This window comes from Bacillus sp. FSL K6-0923 (assembly GCF_038630825.1).
In the GTDB taxonomy this organism is placed as follows: Bacteria; Bacillota; Bacilli; order Bacillales; family Bacillaceae; genus Bacillus; species Bacillus pumilus.
In genome coordinates, this window is the sequence record NZ_CP152044.1 from 14,354 (window position 1) to 32,126 (window position 17,773).

The window sequence follows — 17,773 nt, forward strand, 5'->3', positions numbered from 1 at the left end:
AAGTTTGAACATTGTTATCTAGTTTTGAGAGAACATTCTCTCCATCAGGTTTGGTGGCGATAGCGAAGAGGTCACACCCGTTCCCATACCGAACACGGAAGTTAAGCTCTTCAGCGCCGATGGTAGTTGGGGGTCTCCCCCTGTGAGAGTAGGACGCCGCCAAGCTTGTCTAAGGATCAGTTCCATTAGGAACTGGTCTTTTTTGTTTTTTCTTCTAATAGCATCATGATATAAGCTGGGAACTTCTCTTCGGCAATCTCCATGTAGCGCTCAATCATGACGTAATCATCACTAATGTATTGAGAGAGTAGCTCGTACCACCATTCAGTTTCGTAGCGGGCAATCATACTAAGGTTATACATTAATAAGTAATGGCTGATGACCTCAGGAATCCCTAAAAAGGAATCACGCGTTGACGGAATATACCATTGATCCATTTCTAAATCATAATGAAGATGAGTGGCGAGCGCTGGATTTTCTTCTAGTGATACATCAAATGTCAGCTTTTTCGCTTCTCTCTGTCTGAGTTTCCAACTTGTATGAAACTCAAAATATTCAATAAAGCGTTCAGCAGACATGTTATAAAGCAATGGAATATGATCTTGAATCATCATCCCATTGGCCTTTTCCACCTTAACTAATGTAGAGGGCTGTTTTTGAAACTCTAGAATATGACTCATTTCCGGTATCTTTGAAAGGAGATGAATCATCGTAAATCGCTCATCTTCAAGTCCATTTAAATGAAATAGATGCTTTAACACATGCATGCATAGTCCATTTCGCTGAATTTTCACCTCATCTTCACTAAAACGGTAATGCTGCTTCTTTCTCTTTCTCGATGTTACACCATGGGCTAAAACAGAGGTTTGAGAAGGATAGTGAGGGTCAACTGTCAGTAAACATGCCTTTAGCAACTGAGCCATTCCATAAAACAATAAAATGGGCTTCAGTTCGAGTGGAGCGATAGCTGCCTGTTCATAGAACGTATGACCATGCTTTAAAAAATAAATAAACCGTTCACAGTTTTTATAGGCTTGCTGGTTTGCATCTTGAATGCTCTGTTTCTCATATTGTTGATATAGAAACTTTTGGGAAGTTTCGAGTGAGTAAAAACGTTTTAAATCCTTCCATCCTGAACTTTTCATCTTCTTCCTCAACTCTCTTTATATTTTCTAAAAATTGCAACTGTTTGTTGCTTCCTTGACATGCTGTTTGCTAGTTGATAATCTACATATAATATTTTGCCGAAAAGAGGGGGATTTACTAATGTGGGAAAGTAAATTTTCAAAAGAAGGTTTGACGTTTGACGATGTTTTGCTTGTTCCAGCTAAGTCTGAAGTACTTCCGCGAGATGTCGATTTATCAGTTGAGTTAACAAGCACATTAAAACTAAACATTCCAATTATCAGTGCAGGAATGGACACGGTGACTGAATCACAAATGGCGATTGCAATGGCACGTCAAGGTGGTCTTGGTATCATTCATAAGAACATGTCTATTGAGCAACAAGCAGAGCAAGTGGATAAAGTAAAACGTTCAGAGCGCGGCGTTATTACAAATCCATTCTTCTTAACACCTGAGCATCAAGTATTTGATGCAGAGCACCTAATGGGTAAGTACCGTATTTCAGGTGTACCAATCGTAAATAACATAGAAGATCAAAAGCTTGTCGGTATTATTACGAACCGTGACCTTCGATTTATTTCGGATTATTCAATGAAGATTAGCGATGTGATGACAAAAGAGGAACTTGTGACAGCTTCTGTAGGTACGACGCTAGAAGAAGCTGAAAAAATTCTACAGCAATATAAAATTGAAAAATTACCTCTTTTAGATGACGAAGGAACGTTAAAAGGTCTCATCACCATCAAAGATATTGAAAAAGTGATCGAATTCCCTAACTCCTCTAAAGATGCACATGGCCGTTTAATTGTTGGTGCCGCTGTTGGTGTCACTGGCGATACAATGACTCGTGTAAGAAAATTAGTCGAAGCCAATGTGGATGTCGTTGTCATTGATACGGCACATGGTCATTCACAAGGTGTTCTAAACACTGTATCGAAAATCCGTGAAACATATCCTTCTCTTAATATCATTGCTGGTAATGTTGCAACAGCCGAAGCAACTAAAGCATTGTTTGAAGCAGGAGCAGATATTGTGAAAGTCGGTATCGGACCAGGATCTATTTGTACAACACGTGTTGTTGCAGGCGTTGGTGTACCACAAATCACAGCGATCTATGATTGTGCAACAGAAGCAAGAAAACACGGTAAAGCTATTATTGCAGATGGTGGAATTAAATATTCAGGTGATATCGTAAAAGCTCTAGCATCTGGTGGACATGCTGTAATGCTTGGAAGCCTTCTAGCTGGTACATCTGAAAGCCCAGGAGACACAGAAATTTTCCAAGGTAGACGCTTCAAAGTATATCGCGGTATGGGCTCAGTCGCTGCAATGGAAAAAGGAAGTAAAGATCGTTACTTCCAAGAAGATAATAAAAAATTCGTTCCAGAAGGTATTGAAGGCCGTACACCATACAAAGGACCAGTTGTTGATACAGTGTATCAACTCGTTGGCGGTATCCGCTCTGGTATGGGCTATTGTGGAACACAGGACTTACGCTCTCTTAGAGAAGATGCACAGTTCATTCGAATGACTGGTGCAGGGCTTCGTGAGAGTCATCCACATGATGTACAAATTACAAAAGAATCACCAAACTACACAATTTCTTGATAAATTGTGACAATCAAATTACATTTGACAGGGTCTATGACTCTGTCTATTTTTTTTGTCTTTATTGTGATAAAATTTATACTGTTGTGTTGAAATAAGCCCTTGTGGATTAAATATATATGAAATATGTCGAAAAAGATGATAACGGAGGTATGACGATTGAACAGCAAGATATTGAAACAGCTTATGGTCTCTATCCTTGCTCTGGCATTGATTGTGACAGCATTTACACCAATGTCCAAAGCAAAAGCAGCTGAAGATCCATTCAATGTGAATGCGAAAGCAGCGATCCTAATTGAAGCTTCTACAGGTAAGATCCTTTATAGTAAGAACGCAGAACAAAGACTGCCTATTGCAAGTATGGCAAAGATGATGACAGAGTATCTATTACTAGAGGCGATTGCTGAAGGCAAAGTGAAATGGGATCAAACGTATACGCCAGATGATTATGTATACGAAATTTCTCAGGACCGCAGTTTATCAAACGTTCCTTTGAGAAAAGATGGCTCGTATACAGTGAAAGAACTTTATCAAGCAACGGCTATTTATTCGGCAAATGCAGCAGCAATTGGCTTAGCAGAAGTGATTGCTGGATCAGAATCGAAGTTCGTTGAAAAAATGAATGCAAAAGCGAAAGAACTAGGTTTAACAAATTACAAATTCGTGAATGCAACTGGACTAGAAAATAAAGACTTACATGGCAAACAGCCAAAGGGTACAGGTCCTGATGAAGAAAGTGAAGTATCTGCGAAAGATATGGCATTGCTTGCACAGCATCTCATCAAAGACCATCCAGAAATCCTTGAAACATCAAGTATTGCGAAAACAAAGTTCAGAGAAGGCACAGACGATGAAATGGACATGCCTAACTGGAACTTCATGCTTAAAGGACTTGTGAAGGAATATGAAGGTGTAGACGGCTTAAAGACAGGTTCTACAGATTCAGCTGGTTCTAGCTTCACAGGTACCGCTAAACAAGGTGACATGCGTGTCATCGCAGTGATCTTGAATGCAAAAGGTAATCTTCATACAGCACGTTTCGACGTGGCGAAAAAACTGTTCGATTATGCGTTTAAAAACTTCACAATGAAAGAAATGTACAAAAAAGGTCAACAGATCAAAGGACATGAAAACATCGAAGTCGACAAAGGCAAAGACAAAGAAGTACCTGTCGTTACGAAAGAAGCTTTCTCTGTGCCAGTAAAAAATGGCGACGAAAAGAGCTTCAAAGCAAAAGTAAATATCGAGAAAACGAAACTAGAAGCTCCTATGAAAAAAGGAACGAAGGTTGGCATGCTGACGACTTCTTATTCAGGTGATGAGAAGGACTACGGCTATTTGAATAAAGATCAATCAGGTGTTGAGCTAATAACGAAAACAGGCGATGAAAAAGCAAACTGGTTCATCCTTGCAATGCGTAGTGTAGGTGGATTCTTCGCTGGCATTTGGGGCGGAATCGTTGACACAGTAAAAGGTTGGTTCTAATAAAAAACTGCTCTCTATGTATGAGAGCAGTTTTTTATCGTTAAAAGAAAAGCGATTGTTTGTGATTTTGAGGAGTGGACACGGCTTGCTGAAAAATACCACATAATTTTTCCACGCCTTCAGATAGCGCTTTTTCATTCACATAAGAAAAGCTGAGGCGGATATAGTTTTGCTTCGGCTCCCCAGGATAGCACACAGAGCCAGGCAGAAAGGTGATTTGCTGTTTGCGTGCCTCATGCAGCAGTGCACGTGTATCAACCCAGGAAGGAAAGCTAAGCCATAAATTGAGCCCACCCTGAGGGTTTTGCCACGTCACATCTTTTGGTGCATGCTTCGTTAACACATCTATCATTAAATCACGTCTCACCTTCAAGGCGGTTCGCAGCTTTTTTGTATGATCAATCATTTTCTTTGAAGTCAGAAATGGCAGAATGGCTTTTTGTGTGAGAAGAGGGCTGCCTAAATCATTATTGGCCTTTGCAGCTAATAAACGATTAAATATCGAGCCTGAAGCAGTAATAATCCCAATTCTGCATCCTGGAGCAAGTGTTTTACTTAAACCGCGTAAATAAATGACATGTCCATCATGATCCAGACTTTTAATAGGTGCAGGCGGCTTCTTTTCGAAATATAGCTCACGATAAGGATCATCCTCTACAATGAGACAATCAATACTTTGAGCCAGTAAGAGAAGTTGTTTTCTGCGTTTCATTGACATACTTGCGCCTGTCGGACTGTGAAAAGTAGGAATCGTGTAGATGAGCTTTGGTTTATACTTATCACAAATGCTTTGAAGCTGCTTCATGTTCATTCCTTCATGATCAACAGGGACTGTAATAATTCTTGCCCCTCTACCCATAAAGACATCAATGGCGCCTGGATAGGTTGGTGCTTCCATGACAACTACATCATCAGGACCGATAAACGCACGTGCGACCAAATCAAGCCCTTGCTGAGAACCACTAGTTACAAGGATATTCTCAGGAGTAGAAGGCACATCCAACTTTTCTAAAAAAGACTGAATGACTTGCCGAAGCTGAAGATCCCCTTGAATTTCCCCATACTTAGACATGATTTGAGGATGTCTGGCTAGGACATGCTGCATTTCCTTTTCTAAATACCGGTTTGGCAAAAGCCCTGGATCGATCATAGAGGAAGAAAGGTTGATCGCTTCTTCGACATAGTGATACTGAGCAAATTGAGATCGTGGTAAATAATCCGGAATGGATAACTGCCAGTCAAAAGAGGTAGATGACGGAACCGGAACATCTGACTGCTTTTGCAGCTCATCCACAAACGTTCCTTTTCCTTGCACAGTCGTTAAATATCCGTCGTCCTTCAGCCGAGTGTATGCCTTTGCTGCCGTGACAAGACTCACATTCAGCTGCTTTGCCAAATCACGCACAGTTGGCAGCTTATCTCCCTGTTGAAGCAAACCCGATTGGATATGATCAATGATTGAAAAGTAAATCTGATTTGAAAGCGATGTATCAGAATGTCGATGGATATCAATATGCATGAGAAACCTCCATTGAGTGCAAAATTGTTATACATGAATTTGAATTGTTATAGTTGTATTATAGCATGTAAATGACACTTCAAAGAAAGAATGACATATTTTTAGTAGGTAATCGTTTATATACAAGGGTTTAAGCTTTTTTTTTGGCTAATTGAATTGTTATACTATTCTCTTTATTGTTATACTGTCTCGCTTGTATGATAAAGGGGTAAATCAATCGAATTGACAAATGGGAGGAAACTATTGTGAGCAATAAGGGAACTGAACGAGTGAAACGTGGAATGGCAGAAATGCAAAAGGGTGGCGTCATTATGGATGTCGTCAATGCTGAACAGGCAAAGATTGCAGAAGAAGCAGGTGCGGTGGCAGTTATGGCACTAGAACGCGTACCAGCTGATATCCGTGCAGCCGGCGGTGTTGCCCGTATGGCAGACCCAAGAATCGTAGAAGAAGTACAAAATGCAGTAACGATTCCAGTCATGGCAAAAGCACGTATCGGCCATATCGTCGAGGCTCGTGTTCTTGAAGCACTTGGTGTTGATTATATTGATGAGAGTGAAGTGCTGACGCCCGCAGATGAGGAGTTCCATTTAAATAAAAATGAATACACAGTACCTTTCGTTTGTGGTTGCCGTGATTTAGGTGAAGCAACCCGTCGTATTGCAGAAGGCGCTTCTATGCTTCGTACAAAAGGAGAGCCTGGGACAGGCAACATTGTAGAAGCTGTCCGTCATATGAGAAAGGTCAATGCTCAAATTCGTAAAGTAGCAGCAATGAGTGAAGATGAATTGATGACAGAAGCGAAGAACCTAGGAGCACCGTACGAATTATTGCTTCAAATCAAAAAAGACGGCAAGCTCCCAGTTGTTAACTTTGCAGCGGGAGGCGTTGCGACACCAGCCGATGCTGCGTTAATGATGCAGCTTGGAGCAGACGGTGTATTTGTTGGATCTGGTATTTTTAAATCAGACAATCCAGCGAAATTTGCAAAAGCCATTGTTGAAGCAACGACTCACTTCACAGATTACCGTCTCATTGCAGAACTTTCAAAAGAGCTTGGAACAGCCATGAAAGGAATTGAAATCTCAAATCTATTGCCAGAAGAGCGTATGCAAGAGCGTGGCTGGTAATTAAGGGAGCGGCAAACGAACATGCTAACAATTGGTGTACTAGGGCTTCAAGGAGCCGTGAGAGAGCATATTCAATCGATTGAAGCCTGTGGCGCAGAAGGGAAGATCATCAAACGAGCAGAAGAGCTAGCATCTGTTGACGGTCTTATTATTCCTGGTGGAGAAAGTACGACGATGAGAAGACTTATGGATACGTACCAATTCATTGAACCGATCAAATCGTTCGCTGCAGAAGGGAAACCGATTTTCGGAACATGTGCCGGTTTGATTATGCTGGCAACGCATATAGAAGATCGAGACGATGCCCATCTTGGACTGTTACATGTATCTGTTGCACGGAATTCATTTGGCAGACAGGTAGACAGCTTTGAAGCAGATTTAGAAGTAAAAGGACTGGATGCGCCGTTTACGGGAGTGTTCATCCGTGCGCCTCATATTATCAGCGCAGATGAGAGTGTAGACATCATGGCCGAATATGATGGCAGGATTGTGATGGCGAAGGAAAACAATATCTTAGGCTGTTCTTTTCATCCAGAGCTGACAGACGACCACCGATTAACACAGCTGTTTGTTGAAATGGTGAAGTCCTATAAAACGAAGCTCGCTGTATAAAACGGTTGAAAAGAGATAAAACTTATAGTACATTAAAATCACAATCAAAGATCGAAAAAGCGTTGACGGGAAATAGTAAGAAGCCCCTCTTTCTCAGAGAGCCGATGGTTGGTGCGAATCGGTGAAAGATGCAGTCTGAATCCATCCTTGAGCGAAATGCTGAAACACGAAAAAGTAAGCATTTACGGTGATACCGTTACAGAGGAAAGAGGAAAGCATGCTTCTGCATGTTTTCAATCAGGGTGGCAACGCGAGAGCTCTCGTCCCTTTCATGGGATGAGGGCTCTTTTTATTTTTCGATAAAAAAAGGAGTGTTACACATGCTGGATATTAAACAACTGCGCACGGACTTTGATCAAATCAAAGAAAAATTAGCACACCGAGGCGAAGATTTAGCAGATTTTGATAAGTTTGGTGAGCTGGATCAAAAAAGAAGAGAACTAATCGGAAAAACAGAAGAATTAAAGAGCCGAAGAAATGAAGTATCACAGCAAGTGGCTGTTCTAAAAAGAGAAAAGAAAGACGCCGATCACATTATTCAAGAAATGCGTGAGGTAGGAGATGAGATTAAGAAGCTGGATGATGAGCTAAGAACAGTAGAAGAAAGCTTGCAACACATCTTATTCTCTATTCCGAATATCCCTCATGACACTGTACCCGTTGGGGAAACAGAAGATGACAACGTGGAAGTGAGAAAATGGGGCAAACAGCCTGCATTCTCATTTGAGCCAAAGCCACATTGGGACGTAGCGGATGAACTAAACATTCTCGATTTTGAACGTGCAGGAAAAGTCACAGGAAGCCGTTTCGTTTTTTATAAAGGGCTAGGCGCACGCTTAGAGCGCGCACTATACAACTTTATGCTCGATTTGCACGTAGATGAGTTTGGTTTTACTGAAGTGCTTCCACCTTACATGGTCAATAGAGCAAGCATGACAGGGACTGGACAGCTTCCAAAATTCGAAGAGGATGCCTTTAAAATCCGTGAAGAAGATTATTTCCTCATTCCAACAGCTGAAGTACCTATTACCAACATGCACCGTGATGAAATTCTTGAAGGGGAACAGCTGCCAATCAATTATGCAGCATTCAGTGCTTGCTTTAGATCAGAGGCTGGATCTGCCGGCAGAGATACACGCGGACTTATCCGTCAGCATCAATTTAATAAGGTAGAGCTTGTGAAATTTGTAAGACCTGAAGATTCTTATGAAGAATTAGAGAAACTAACAAACCAAGCAGAAAAAGTCCTTCAGCTATTAAATCTGCCATACCGTGTCATGAGCATGTGTACCGGAGATTTAGGCTTCACGGCTGCGAAAAAATACGACATCGAAGTATGGATTCCGAGCCAAGATACGTATCGTGAAATTTCTTCTTGCAGTAACTTCGAAGCGTTCCAAGCAAGACGTGCAAACATTCGATTCCGTCCAGAGCCTAAAGCAAAGCCAGAACATGTGCACACATTAAATGGATCTGGTTTAGCAGTAGGAAGAACCGTGGCGGCCATTTTAGAAAACTATCAACAAGAGGACGGTACTGTGATTATTCCTGAAGTACTGCGTCCTTATATGGGAAATAAAGAAGTAATTAAATAAGATGCCGCTATGGCATCTTATTTCTTTTTCCCAAAAGTCCTACAGTTTTCCTAAATTTAGCCGATAGAAATACTAAAAGCTTCTAGGAAAGAAGGAATAACCTTGAATAGGCTTGACTATTATGTTGAAATGGCTCAATTAGTTAGGAAAGTTCTAGATGAAAGTATCCTTTTCGGCATCACTGATACAGAGAAGGTGCTTTGTTACTATCCGTCTAACACAATAGATTTTGGCATGAAGGTTGGAGACCCATTGAACCCAGAAGACCAAAACGTGGCGACGACATTAAGAGGACAAGAATATGACGGTCATTTACCAGAGTCTTTATATGGTTATGAAATTGCAGTAAAAGGTTACCCGATCTTTGATGAAAATAGAAAAGTAATTGGCTCTTTTTTAGTGGCATTTTCACATCATCGTGAAAAGAAACTAAGTGGTTATATGGAGCATATCAATGATGTAGCGAAAGAACTTCAAAGTGGAATCGAGCAAATTGCTGCGCATTCACAAGAGCTGGCAGCCACAAGTTTAGAAATAAGCGAACAGGCAGGAAGAGCGGAAGAGAAATCCGCAAATATTGAAGAAGTCGTCAAAACCATTGGCGGGATTGCTAGACAAACCAACTTGCTAGGCCTAAATGCTGCAATTGAAGCAGCAAGAGCAGGTGAGAATGGAAAAGGATTTGCTGTCGTAGCTGATGAAGTTCGTAAATTATCAGATGGCTCAAAGGAAGCGGCTGAAACCATTAATACCTTCTTAAAAGAGATCCAAGACAGCATTGGCACTTTGTCTGAAAACATCTCACAAATCAGCAGCTCAACAAATGAACAAGCCAAACAAGTGACAGACTTTACGAAAATTATCGAATCATTAAATGAGTTTAAAGAAGAGATGAATCATTTTATTGAAGAGATTAGACAGGATACAAAATAGATCAAGAGCAGCCGTCGATGGCTGCTTTTTTATGGGCAGATTCTCATGCCAAAATAACTTATTGAAATTTTTTTCGAAAAGGTGTTGACTTGAAATAAATCGATATGGTATATTAATTCTTGTCGATACGGAGGAATACCCAAGTCCGGCTGAAGGGATCGGTCTTGAAAACCGACAGGGGTGTCAAAGCCCGCGGGGGTTCGAATCCCTCTTCCTCCGCCATATTGATTTTTTACCTTAGTTGAATTGAAACGCAAGCATAAAAATTGGAATTGTCAAACCGCTGCATTCGCGAAATGCAGCGGTTTTTTTTATTTTGTTTTAGAGCGATTTTTTTGAATAACAGAAGCTATTTCATGAAGAATGGGCTCAAGTGAGCTTTCATCATGAAGTAAGTCGTAATCTTCAATGTTAATTTTAATCACTGGACATAAATCGAATTGTTCGATCCATTCCGTGTATCGCGTGTACATTTCCTCCCAATAGGCTCGATCCGTTTGAGTTTCCATCTCTCTGCCGCGTTCCTCAATACGATGTAAAATATGATCTAAATCCCCGTGTAAATAGATAAGAACATCAGGGTGAGGGAAGTAAGGTGTCATCACCATCGCATCGAATAGACTCGTATACGTTTCATAATCTACTTCAGACATCGTACCTTTGTCCGCATGCATTTTTGCGAAAATGCCCGTGTCCTCATAAATTGAACGATCTTGCACATATCCTCCACCAGATTCAAAAATCCGCTTTTGCTCCTTAAAACGCTCAGCGAGGAAATAAACTTGTAAATGGAAGCTCCATCTTTGGAAATCTGAATAAAAGGGCTCTAAGTATGGGTTATCATCTACTTTTTCAAGAGAGGTTTGAAAGCCGAGCTTGTCCGCTATTGTTTTAGTCATAGTTGATTTTCCGACACCAACAGTCCCGGCGATTGTGATCACTGCATCCTTTGGTATTTCGATATTGTTCATAGCACTTGCTCCTTTATGTTCTGTACAATTTGCTGGTAATCTTGCTGTGAGGAAACGAAGTCTGTATGATCTCCTTCAATTGTAATGATAGGAAGCCCTGGGTCAGTCTGTTTTAAATGTTCAATGGCCAGCTCATAATCTTCAATGAGTGTTTTTAAATAAGCCGGGTCAATGTCTTCTTCAAAAGAGCGTCCTCTCATCTGTATTCTTTCAAGTAAGGTAGGAAGGCTCGCTTTTATATAGATGATGGCATTTGGTTTAGGAAGATCATCTGTTAGCAGGTGATAGATCTTTCTGTATTTGTCCATGTGCTTTTTTGATAATGTTCTTTCTGCAAATATCATATTTTTATAGACATGATAATCAGTGACAATCGGCTGCTGTTGATTCACATAGGTTTCTTGAATAGATTCTAATTGTTTGAACCGATTGCATAAAAAGAACATCTCAAGCTGAAAGCTCCATTGTTCCATATCTTCATAAAATTTATCTAAGAATGGATTTTCTTCTACAATCTCTTTTACTAAAGGAAATTGAAATTCCTTCGCAAGCATTGTAGCCAAAGTTGTTTTTCCGGCTCCAATCGGGCCTTCCACTGCAATAAAAGGGGCAGGATACATAGGCGTTCTCCTCTATCTATAAAGTTGTCAAACCAATGTATATTGTACCATACCCCACCTGAGAGATAGAGCGAACGGATTACGATGTCGTTCTTTTTTCAATATTAAATTGATCTGATAATAAGAGCCAATTTTGAGGAAAGGATAGACCTAATTTCCAATAAGCAATTCCGTTCAAGTTTAACTCTTTGATGAGGTTGAACTTTGCTTGAATTGATCTAGCATCTTCGAACCATACCTCATGCTCTTTATTATTGGCATCTGTATAACGAAAATAAGGTGCTTGTGCTGTTTCGTCATATAGAATGGAGGCATTATTATTTCTAGCAATTGCAATCGCTTGTTGGGGACTGACAGCTTTAGCAATCGGACCGCCTTGAACGTAAGGAAGCGTCCAATCATAGCCGTATAAGTTCTGGCCCATAACAATTTTATTAGCTGGAATAACGGTCAGTGCATATTCAATGACTTGGCGGACAGGTCCAATGGGAGAGACTGCTTGCGCAGGGCCGCCGCTGTATCCCCATTCGTAGGTCATTAATACAACATGATCGACGATCTTCCCAATGGCTTCATAGTCATGAGCTTCATACCATTTCCCCTTTTGCTGACTACTGGTTTTAGGGGCAAGTGCAACAGATATTGTCCATCCTTCTTGATGGAAGCGGGTTGTTGCCTCACTTAAAAATTGAATGTAGGCATCTTTATCAGCGGGACGTAAATATTCAAAATCAAAATGGATTTCTTTTAATTGATACTTTTTTGCAACACGAACGATTTCATTTAAAAATGTGGCTTTGACAGATTGGTTATTCAAAAGAATTTGCCCAAGTTCATCACTGAATTTATCATTCTCTAGGTTAGTCACCACCATGGATAAAACGGTTCTGCTCTGAGCGGCTATTTGAGGTAGCTGATCTAACGGTGGTTCTTTCAGTGTTCCATCTCTTTGCGCTTGAAAACTAAAGGCGCCTAAATGCGTTAAATATGGAGAGGCCTCTCTAGCTGCTTGTTTTAAGTTTTCACTGACTTGATTTCCTCGTGGTTCAATGTAAGCATTCGAATTAATGTTCCTTTTAGGTCTTTGAGGAATATAGAGCAAGAAGCGAATAGGAAGTATCGCTTCAGGCCGTATTCTATTCACACGTGCCAACTCTTCCACTGAAATTTGAAATCGTCTTCCAATTTGATAAAGTGTGTCATTTTGTTTGACCTCATAAAATTGTCCTCTAATTGGAATGACAATTGTTTGTCCAATGACGAGTTGATTTGGTGTTTCAATATCGTTGGTACGGATGATTTCATTGACTGTTGTTTTAAAACGCATGGCAATTTCGTTTAAAGTATCTCCTCTTTTGACAACATAAATTTGAATAGTCAACGCCCCCTTTGTTATTGCTAACAATTTATGAGGGTTATGGATAAATCATGTTTGATTTTCATTCGTGATCTCTTTAGCAGTGGTGATTTTTGCTAGTAGAACGTTCTCCATCATCGTTAAAGCATATTCGTTGTCTCTATTGTCATTTGATGCGATACAATCTTTAGGTACAATTAAGTTGTATTCTCGCATGTATGCGTCATTTGCAGTGAACAGAACGCAAATGTTTCCTGCAATTCCGGTCAAAATGATGTCGTGTACACCTAATTCATTTAAGAGTGTCTCTAATGCAGTTCCATAGAAGGCAGAATGCTTCGGTTTAATTAAGAAGTAATCATCTTTAGATGGTGCCATTCTCTCTAAAATAAGGGCGCTTCTTTCGTTCTTGCATGTTTCCATCACAGCTTGAATATCAGCCTTCCAGAGACCATAGTGGTCGTTGATATAGATGATCGGCCAATTTTCCTTGAAAGCATGATCTTTAAGAGCTAAAATCTTATTGGTCATTTGCTCTGTTTTATCAGCGAGCACATGTCCCATTTCAAAATCAAAATTATTAATCATGTCGATAATAAGCAGTGCCTTTTGGTGCTTTTGCAAAGTAAGACCCCCTTTAAAAGATTGTGCTAATATGTTAACCTCAATATCCTTTTAAAAAACATGAAAAGAGAGCCGTGCTATGACGAGAGATGAACAGTTTATGCAAGAAGCTATTTCTGAAGCCTTAAAAGCAGAACAAATAGGAGAAGTACCAATCGGTGCCATCATCGTTTTAGATGACCAAATTGTGAGCCGTGCTCATAATTTAAGGGAAACAGAGCAGCGTTCAATTGCACATGCAGAATTACTTGCTATTGATGAAGCGTGTAAAACGACTGGAAGCTGGCGTTTAGAAGATGCTGTACTTTATGTGACGCTTGAACCATGCCCTATGTGTGCGGGAGCGATTGTCCTTTCTAGAGTGAAAAAGGTCGTTTTCGGTGCATACGATCCAAAAGGTGGATGTGCAGGTACTTTAATGAATTTACTGGATGATGAACGGTTCAATCATCAGTCTGAAGTCATTGGTGGTGTACTTGAAAATGAGTGTGGTGAGCTGTTAAGTCAGTTCTTCCGAAATCTCCGTCAGCGAAAGAAACAAGCTAAAAGTAAATGAATGGATGTCGTTTGCAATTTCGACTATAAGAAGGTATACTTATGTCTGCGTCACTAACAATTTAATATTCATTTTGCCGTGCTAAGCGGGGAGGTAGCGGTGCCCTGTACTCGCAATCCGCTCTAGCGAGGCCGAATCCCTTCTCAAGGTTCGTTTACTTCAAGGTCTGCCTTAAATAAGTGGTGTTGACGTCTGGGTCCTGCGCAATGGGAATTCATGAACCATGTCAGGTCCGGAAGGAAGCAGCATTAAGTGAAACCTCTCATGTGCCGCAGGGTTGCCTGGGCCGAGCTAACTGTTTAAGTAACGCTTGGGGTAGCGAATCGACAGAAGGTGCACGGTAAATCAATATTAAATGTAACTCATCTAGGTAATCTAGGTGAGTTTTTTGTTGCTGTTTAAAGAATAGTTCAGCTGCTTTTTTTATACAAATAGTCAAAAAATCTTTTTTGAGTCTTTTTGTTTTTTATTAATCACAATGAGAACTAGTGTTCTTAGTGGCGTGGCAGATCAATTCGAAAATCTAGAAAACAGGTTTTTGATTCACAGAAAGTAGAAAATCTATAGTTGAAATCATCATTTTCGTTTATTAGAAAATAAAGGTGTGCTTTTGAATTGATCGGTGCATCATGTATAATAAAAAAGATGATAAATGGAGGAGGGCGTATTTGTGAGTTATCAAGCTTTGTATCGAGTGTTCAGACCTCAAGTTTTTGAGGATGTTGTTGGACAAGAACACATCACAAAAACGTTGCAAAATGCCCTTTTGCAGAAGAAGTTTTCTCATGCTTACTTATTTTCAGGTCCTAGAGGAACAGGTAAAACAAGTGCTGCTAAAATCTTTGCGAAGGCAGTGAACTGTGAAAAGTCACCTGTGAGTGAACCTTGTAATGAATGTGATGCCTGTAAAGGGATTACAAACGGCTCGATTTCAGATGTGATCGAAATAGATGCTGCCTCAAACAACGGCGTAGATGAAATCCGTGATATACGTGATAAAGTGAAGTTTGCACCTTCGGCGGTTACATATAAGGTTTATATTATAGATGAAGTACATATGCTCTCTATCGGGGCGTTTAATGCCCTTCTTAAAACGTTAGAGGAGCCGCCCGCTCATTGTATCTTTATTTTGGCTACCACAGAGCCTCATAAGATTCCTCTCACCATCATATCTCGTTGTCAGAGATTTGATTTTAAACGAATTACGACAAAAGATATTGTTGGAAGAATGCAGAAAATTGTAGATGCAGAAAGCCTAAATGTACAAGAGGGCTCGCTCGAGATTATCGCTAGTGCAGCTGATGGTGGTATGCGTGATGCACTAAGCCTCTTAGATCAAGCCATTTCATTTAGTGGTGAGCAACTGACAATTGATGATGCGCTGCTCATTACAGGAGCTGTTTCTCAGCAATTCATTAGTCAGCTAGCCGAAGCAATTTTTGATCAAAATATTGCCGTGGCGTTAGATACCTTAAATGAATTACTTCAGCAGGGGAAAGATGCTGCTAAATTAATTGAGGACATGATTTTTTATTTTAGAGATATGCTGCTTTATAAAACAGCACCAGATTTGGAAGGAGTCCTTGAAAAGGTAAAGGTCGATGAAAATTTCGTGACGCTTTCGGATCGTGTGACACCTCAATTTCTATATGAAACAATTGAAGTGCTGAATAAAAGTCACCAAGAAATGAAATGGACGAATCATCCGAGGATTTTCTTTGAGGTAGCTGTTGTTAAGCTATGTCAGTCAACGGCTGGAATACCGCAAGCTCATGCTAACGCTGATTTAACGACACTAACGGATAAAATAGACAGGTTGGAACAGGAGCTATCTAGGATAAGAGCTGAGGGTGTGCCAATGTCTCATTCTCATCATCCTCAAGAAAAAAAGGAAGCACCTCGACCACAAACGAGTAACAAAAATGGATACCGTGCACCTGTCGGCCGAATTCACGAGATTCTAAAAGAAGCAAAACGTCCAGAGTTAGAAAAAATTAAAGGCAAATGGGGAGAACTCCTTGCCCACTTGAAACAGCAGAATAAGGTGTCTCACGCTGCACTATTAACGGACAGTGAACCAGTTGCTGCTGCTACTCATGCCTTTGTTTTAAAATTCAAGTTTGAAATACATTGTAAAATGGTTGCTGAAGATAAAAGTGGTGTTCGAACCAACCTTGAGCAGCTATTAGAGTCTATGTTAGGTAAAAGAGTGGAATTAGTTGGCGTTCCTGACGCTCAATGGGGTAAAATAAGAGAAGAATTTTTAAGAGATCATCAGCCGGATGAACAGGCAGATGGTCAGGGGACTTCTGCTGAAGAAGATCCGTTGATTGCAGAAGCTAAGAAGTTAGTAGGAACCGATTTAATTGAAATTAAAGATTAATAAAAATGAAAGAGAGTGGTGTTCATATGCGCGGTGGAATGGGAAATATGCAAAAAATGATGAAACAAATGCAAAAAATGCAAAAGGATATGGCTAAGGCTCAAGAAGAGCTTGCAGAAAAAGTCCTTGAAGGTACAGCAGGTGGCGGTATGGTCACTGTAAAAGTAAATGGACAAAAAGAAGTTGTCGATGTAGCAATCAATGAAGAAGTTGTTGATCCAGAAGATATCGATATGCTTCAAGATCTTGTACTTGCAGCAACAAACGACGCATTGAAAAAAGTGGATGAGTTAACAAATGAAACAATGGGTCAATTCACAAAAGGAATGAACATGCCAGGTTTATTCTAGGAGGAATAACTGAAGATGCAATATCCTGAACCAATATCAAAGCTGATTGACAGCTTTATGAAATTGCCAGGAATCGGACCAAAAACTGCGGTCCGTCTGGCTTTTTTTGTTCTTAGTATGCAGGAAGATGTCGTACTAGATTTCGCGAAGGCGCTTGTTAACGCAAAGCGTAATTTAACTTATTGCTCGGTATGCGGCCATATCACAGATCAAGATCCTTGCTATATTTGTGAAGATACAAGAAGAGATCAATCTGTTATCTGTGTAGTGCAAGATCCAAAAGATGTGATCGCAATGGAAAAGATGAAAGAATACAACGGCTTATATCATGTGCTTCATGGTGCCATTTCGCCGATGGATGGCATTGGCCCAGAGGATATTAAAATTCCTGACCTGTTAAAAAGATTGCAAGACGATCAAGTGACAGAGGTAATACTTGCAACCAATCCAAACATTGAAGGAGAGGCTACAGCCATGTATATCTCTAGATTGTTGAAACCATCAGGAATTAAACTCTCTCGTATTGCTCACGGACTACCAGTAGGTGGAGATTTAGAGTATGCGGATGAAGTCACACTGTCTAAAGCTCTAGAGGGCAGACGTGAGATGTAGGAAGGAGAAGTACGGTACATGGGTTTTCTTCGCAGAAAATCAATTCGAAAAGAATTCGATGAGAAATTAATTCAACAGCTTTTTAAGCAAAAGGAAGAATGGAACAGACAAAAAAAGCTTGTCGCAAATAGCGTTGAGCCTTCACCGGACATTCTATTCGAATTAAAGCTTGCTCAAGCGAAGTACTTTTTCTATCTAAGAGAAGCGAAAAAGAGGAATTTACGTTTAAACAACTGGAGATAGCAGGTCTATTTTATATAGTCCTCTCATATGCTTGTACTATTCTTATGAAG

The 17,773-nt window shown here is 40.3% G+C and carries 17 protein-coding genes, 1 tRNA gene, 1 rRNA gene, 1 other RNA gene and 1 other annotated feature; of the genes, 14 read left to right on the forward strand and 6 right to left on the reverse strand.

The features are described from left to right. Positions 1-49: 49 nt before the first annotated feature. Positions 50-165: ribosomal RNA gene (rrf, locus tag MHI16_RS00060) — 5S ribosomal RNA — on the forward strand. A gap of 20 nt (positions 166-185) precedes the next feature. Here rrf and MHI16_RS00065 read toward each other — a convergent pair. Continuing rightward, positions 186-1,145: a YaaC family protein gene (locus MHI16_RS00065; RefSeq protein WP_061406456.1), complete on the reverse strand. Its 960-nt coding sequence runs from the start codon at positions 1,143-1,145 to the stop codon at positions 186-188. A gap of 121 nt (positions 1,146-1,266) precedes the next feature. On the opposite strand from MHI16_RS00065, the gene guaB reads away from it, so the two are divergent. After that, a complete protein-coding gene (gene guaB / locus MHI16_RS00070; protein WP_003218109.1) occupies positions 1,267-2,733 on the forward strand; it encodes an IMP dehydrogenase in 1,467 nt (488 codons plus the stop codon). Positions 2,734-2,892: 159 nt separating this feature from the next. Then, positions 2,893-4,218 (forward strand): D-alanyl-D-alanine carboxypeptidase family protein, encoded by a 1,326-nt coding sequence (locus MHI16_RS00075; protein WP_058015907.1) that lies wholly within the window; start codon positions 2,893-2,895, stop codon positions 4,216-4,218. A gap of 40 nt (positions 4,219-4,258) precedes the next feature. Here MHI16_RS00075 and MHI16_RS00080 read toward each other — a convergent pair whose 3' ends face one another. Then, positions 4,259-5,737 carry a PLP-dependent aminotransferase family protein gene (locus tag MHI16_RS00080; RefSeq protein WP_058015906.1) on the reverse strand — a complete coding sequence of 493 codons (1,479 nt, stop codon included), beginning with the start codon at positions 5,735-5,737 and terminating at the stop codon, positions 4,259-4,261. A 245-nt stretch (positions 5,738-5,982) separates the two neighbouring features. On the opposite strand from MHI16_RS00080, the gene pdxS reads away from it, so the two are divergent. From pdxS to MHI16_RS00105, 5 genes are all read left to right on the forward strand, one after another. Continuing rightward, positions 5,983-6,867 carry a pyridoxal 5'-phosphate synthase lyase subunit PdxS gene (gene pdxS, locus MHI16_RS00085; protein ID WP_034666107.1) on the forward strand — a complete coding sequence of 295 codons (885 nt, stop codon included), beginning with the start codon at positions 5,983-5,985 and terminating at the stop codon, positions 6,865-6,867. Positions 6,868-6,888: 21 nt separating this feature from the next. Then, the gene (pdxT, locus tag MHI16_RS00090) at positions 6,889-7,479 is read left to right on the forward strand and encodes a pyridoxal 5'-phosphate synthase glutaminase subunit PdxT (protein WP_058015905.1); all 591 of its coding nucleotides are present in this window, start codon (positions 6,889-6,891) and stop codon (positions 7,477-7,479) included. A gap of 53 nt (positions 7,480-7,532) precedes the next feature. Further along, positions 7,533-7,750 (forward strand) — a binding site (T-box leader). 49 nt (positions 7,751-7,799) lie between these two features. Beyond that, positions 7,800-9,074, forward strand: coding sequence for a serine--tRNA ligase (gene serS, locus MHI16_RS00095; RefSeq protein ID WP_058015904.1), 1,275 nt, complete (start codon positions 7,800-7,802; stop codon positions 9,072-9,074). Positions 9,075-9,176: 102 nt separating this feature from the next. Continuing rightward, positions 9,177-10,007 (forward strand): methyl-accepting chemotaxis protein, encoded by an 831-nt coding sequence (locus tag MHI16_RS00100; protein WP_058015903.1) that lies wholly within the window; start codon positions 9,177-9,179, stop codon positions 10,005-10,007. A gap of 129 nt (positions 10,008-10,136) precedes the next feature. Further along, a tRNA-Ser gene (locus MHI16_RS00105) sits at positions 10,137-10,229 on the forward strand. A gap of 89 nt (positions 10,230-10,318) precedes the next feature. On the opposite strand, the gene MHI16_RS00110 is transcribed toward MHI16_RS00105, so the two are convergent. The 4 genes from MHI16_RS00110 to MHI16_RS00125 form a co-directional block, all read right to left on the reverse strand. Continuing rightward, the gene (locus tag MHI16_RS00110; protein WP_058015902.1) at positions 10,319-10,978 is read right to left on the reverse strand and encodes a deoxynucleoside kinase; all 660 of its coding nucleotides are present in this window, start codon (positions 10,976-10,978) and stop codon (positions 10,319-10,321) included. Beyond that, positions 10,975-11,598, reverse strand: a complete 624-nt coding sequence (locus tag MHI16_RS00115; protein ID WP_058015901.1) for a deoxynucleoside kinase — start codon at positions 11,596-11,598, stop codon at positions 10,975-10,977. The genes MHI16_RS00110 and MHI16_RS00115 overlap by 4 nt, the downstream gene beginning before the upstream one ends. 79 nt (positions 11,599-11,677) lie before the next feature. Next, entirely contained in the window at positions 11,678-12,979 is a 1,302-nt protein-coding gene (locus MHI16_RS00120; protein ID WP_058015900.1) for a glycoside hydrolase family 18 protein, read from the reverse strand. Positions 12,980-13,024: 45 nt separating this feature from the next. Beyond that, a complete protein-coding gene (locus MHI16_RS00125) occupies positions 13,025-13,579 on the reverse strand; it encodes an isochorismatase family cysteine hydrolase (protein ID WP_081042373.1) in 555 nt (184 codons plus the stop codon). A gap of 79 nt (positions 13,580-13,658) precedes the next feature. On the opposite strand from MHI16_RS00125, the gene tadA reads away from it, so the two are divergent. The 6 genes from tadA to MHI16_RS00155 all read left to right on the forward strand — a co-directional run bounded on the left by tadA (position 13,659) and on the right by MHI16_RS00155 (position 17,723). Continuing rightward, entirely contained in the window at positions 13,659-14,135 is a 477-nt protein-coding gene (gene tadA, locus MHI16_RS00130; RefSeq protein ID WP_058015899.1) for a tRNA adenosine(34) deaminase TadA, read from the forward strand. 76 nt (positions 14,136-14,211) lie between these two features. After that, positions 14,212-14,476: signal recognition particle sRNA large type (gene ffs / locus MHI16_RS00135), an RNA gene on the forward strand. A 329-nt stretch (positions 14,477-14,805) separates the two neighbouring features. After that, positions 14,806-16,518, forward strand: coding sequence for a DNA polymerase III subunit gamma/tau (gene dnaX / locus MHI16_RS00140; protein WP_003218100.1), 1,713 nt, complete (start codon positions 14,806-14,808; stop codon positions 16,516-16,518). Positions 16,519-16,544: 26 nt separating this feature from the next. Continuing rightward, entirely contained in the window at positions 16,545-16,868 is a 324-nt protein-coding gene (locus MHI16_RS00145) for a YbaB/EbfC family nucleoid-associated protein (RefSeq protein WP_008342011.1), read from the forward strand. A gap of 15 nt (positions 16,869-16,883) precedes the next feature. Then, complete coding sequence (recR, locus tag MHI16_RS00150; protein WP_003218094.1) at positions 16,884-17,480, forward strand: recombination protein RecR; 597 nt, start codon at positions 16,884-16,886, stop codon at positions 17,478-17,480. An 18-nt stretch (positions 17,481-17,498) separates the two neighbouring features. Then, positions 17,499-17,723, forward strand: coding sequence for a YaaL family protein (locus MHI16_RS00155; protein ID WP_003218088.1), 225 nt, complete (start codon positions 17,499-17,501; stop codon positions 17,721-17,723). Positions 17,724-17,773: the final 50 nt, after the last annotated feature.

What these genes read in the sequence shown, in the direction of transcription:
- MHI16_RS00110 (WP_058015902.1), bottom strand. Translation starts at nt 10,978, where the DNA reads ATGAACAATATCGAAATACCAAAGGATGCAGTGATCACAATCGCCGGG.
- MHI16_RS00080 (WP_058015906.1), bottom strand. Translation starts at nt 5,737, where the DNA reads ATGCATATTGATATCCATCGACATTCTGATACATCGCTTTCAAATCAG.
- serS (WP_058015904.1), top strand. Translation starts at nt 7,800, where the DNA reads ATGCTGGATATTAAACAACTGCGCACGGACTTTGATCAAATCAAAGAA.
- guaB (WP_003218109.1), top strand. Translation starts at nt 1,267, where the DNA reads ATGTGGGAAAGTAAATTTTCAAAAGAAGGTTTGACGTTTGACGATGTT.
- MHI16_RS00065 (WP_061406456.1), bottom strand. Translation starts at nt 1,145, where the DNA reads ATGAAAAGTTCAGGATGGAAGGATTTAAAACGTTTTTACTCACTCGAA.
- pdxT (WP_058015905.1), top strand. Translation starts at nt 6,889, where the DNA reads ATGCTAACAATTGGTGTACTAGGGCTTCAAGGAGCCGTGAGAGAGCAT.
- MHI16_RS00145 (WP_008342011.1), top strand. Translation starts at nt 16,545, where the DNA reads ATGCGCGGTGGAATGGGAAATATGCAAAAAATGATGAAACAAATGCAA.
- MHI16_RS00155 (WP_003218088.1), top strand. Translation starts at nt 17,499, where the DNA reads ATGGGTTTTCTTCGCAGAAAATCAATTCGAAAAGAATTCGATGAGAAA.
- MHI16_RS00115 (WP_058015901.1), bottom strand. Translation starts at nt 11,598, where the DNA reads ATGTATCCTGCCCCTTTTATTGCAGTGGAAGGCCCGATTGGAGCCGGA.
- recR (WP_003218094.1), top strand. Translation starts at nt 16,884, where the DNA reads ATGCAATATCCTGAACCAATATCAAAGCTGATTGACAGCTTTATGAAA.
- tadA (WP_058015899.1), top strand. Translation starts at nt 13,659, where the DNA reads ATGACGAGAGATGAACAGTTTATGCAAGAAGCTATTTCTGAAGCCTTA.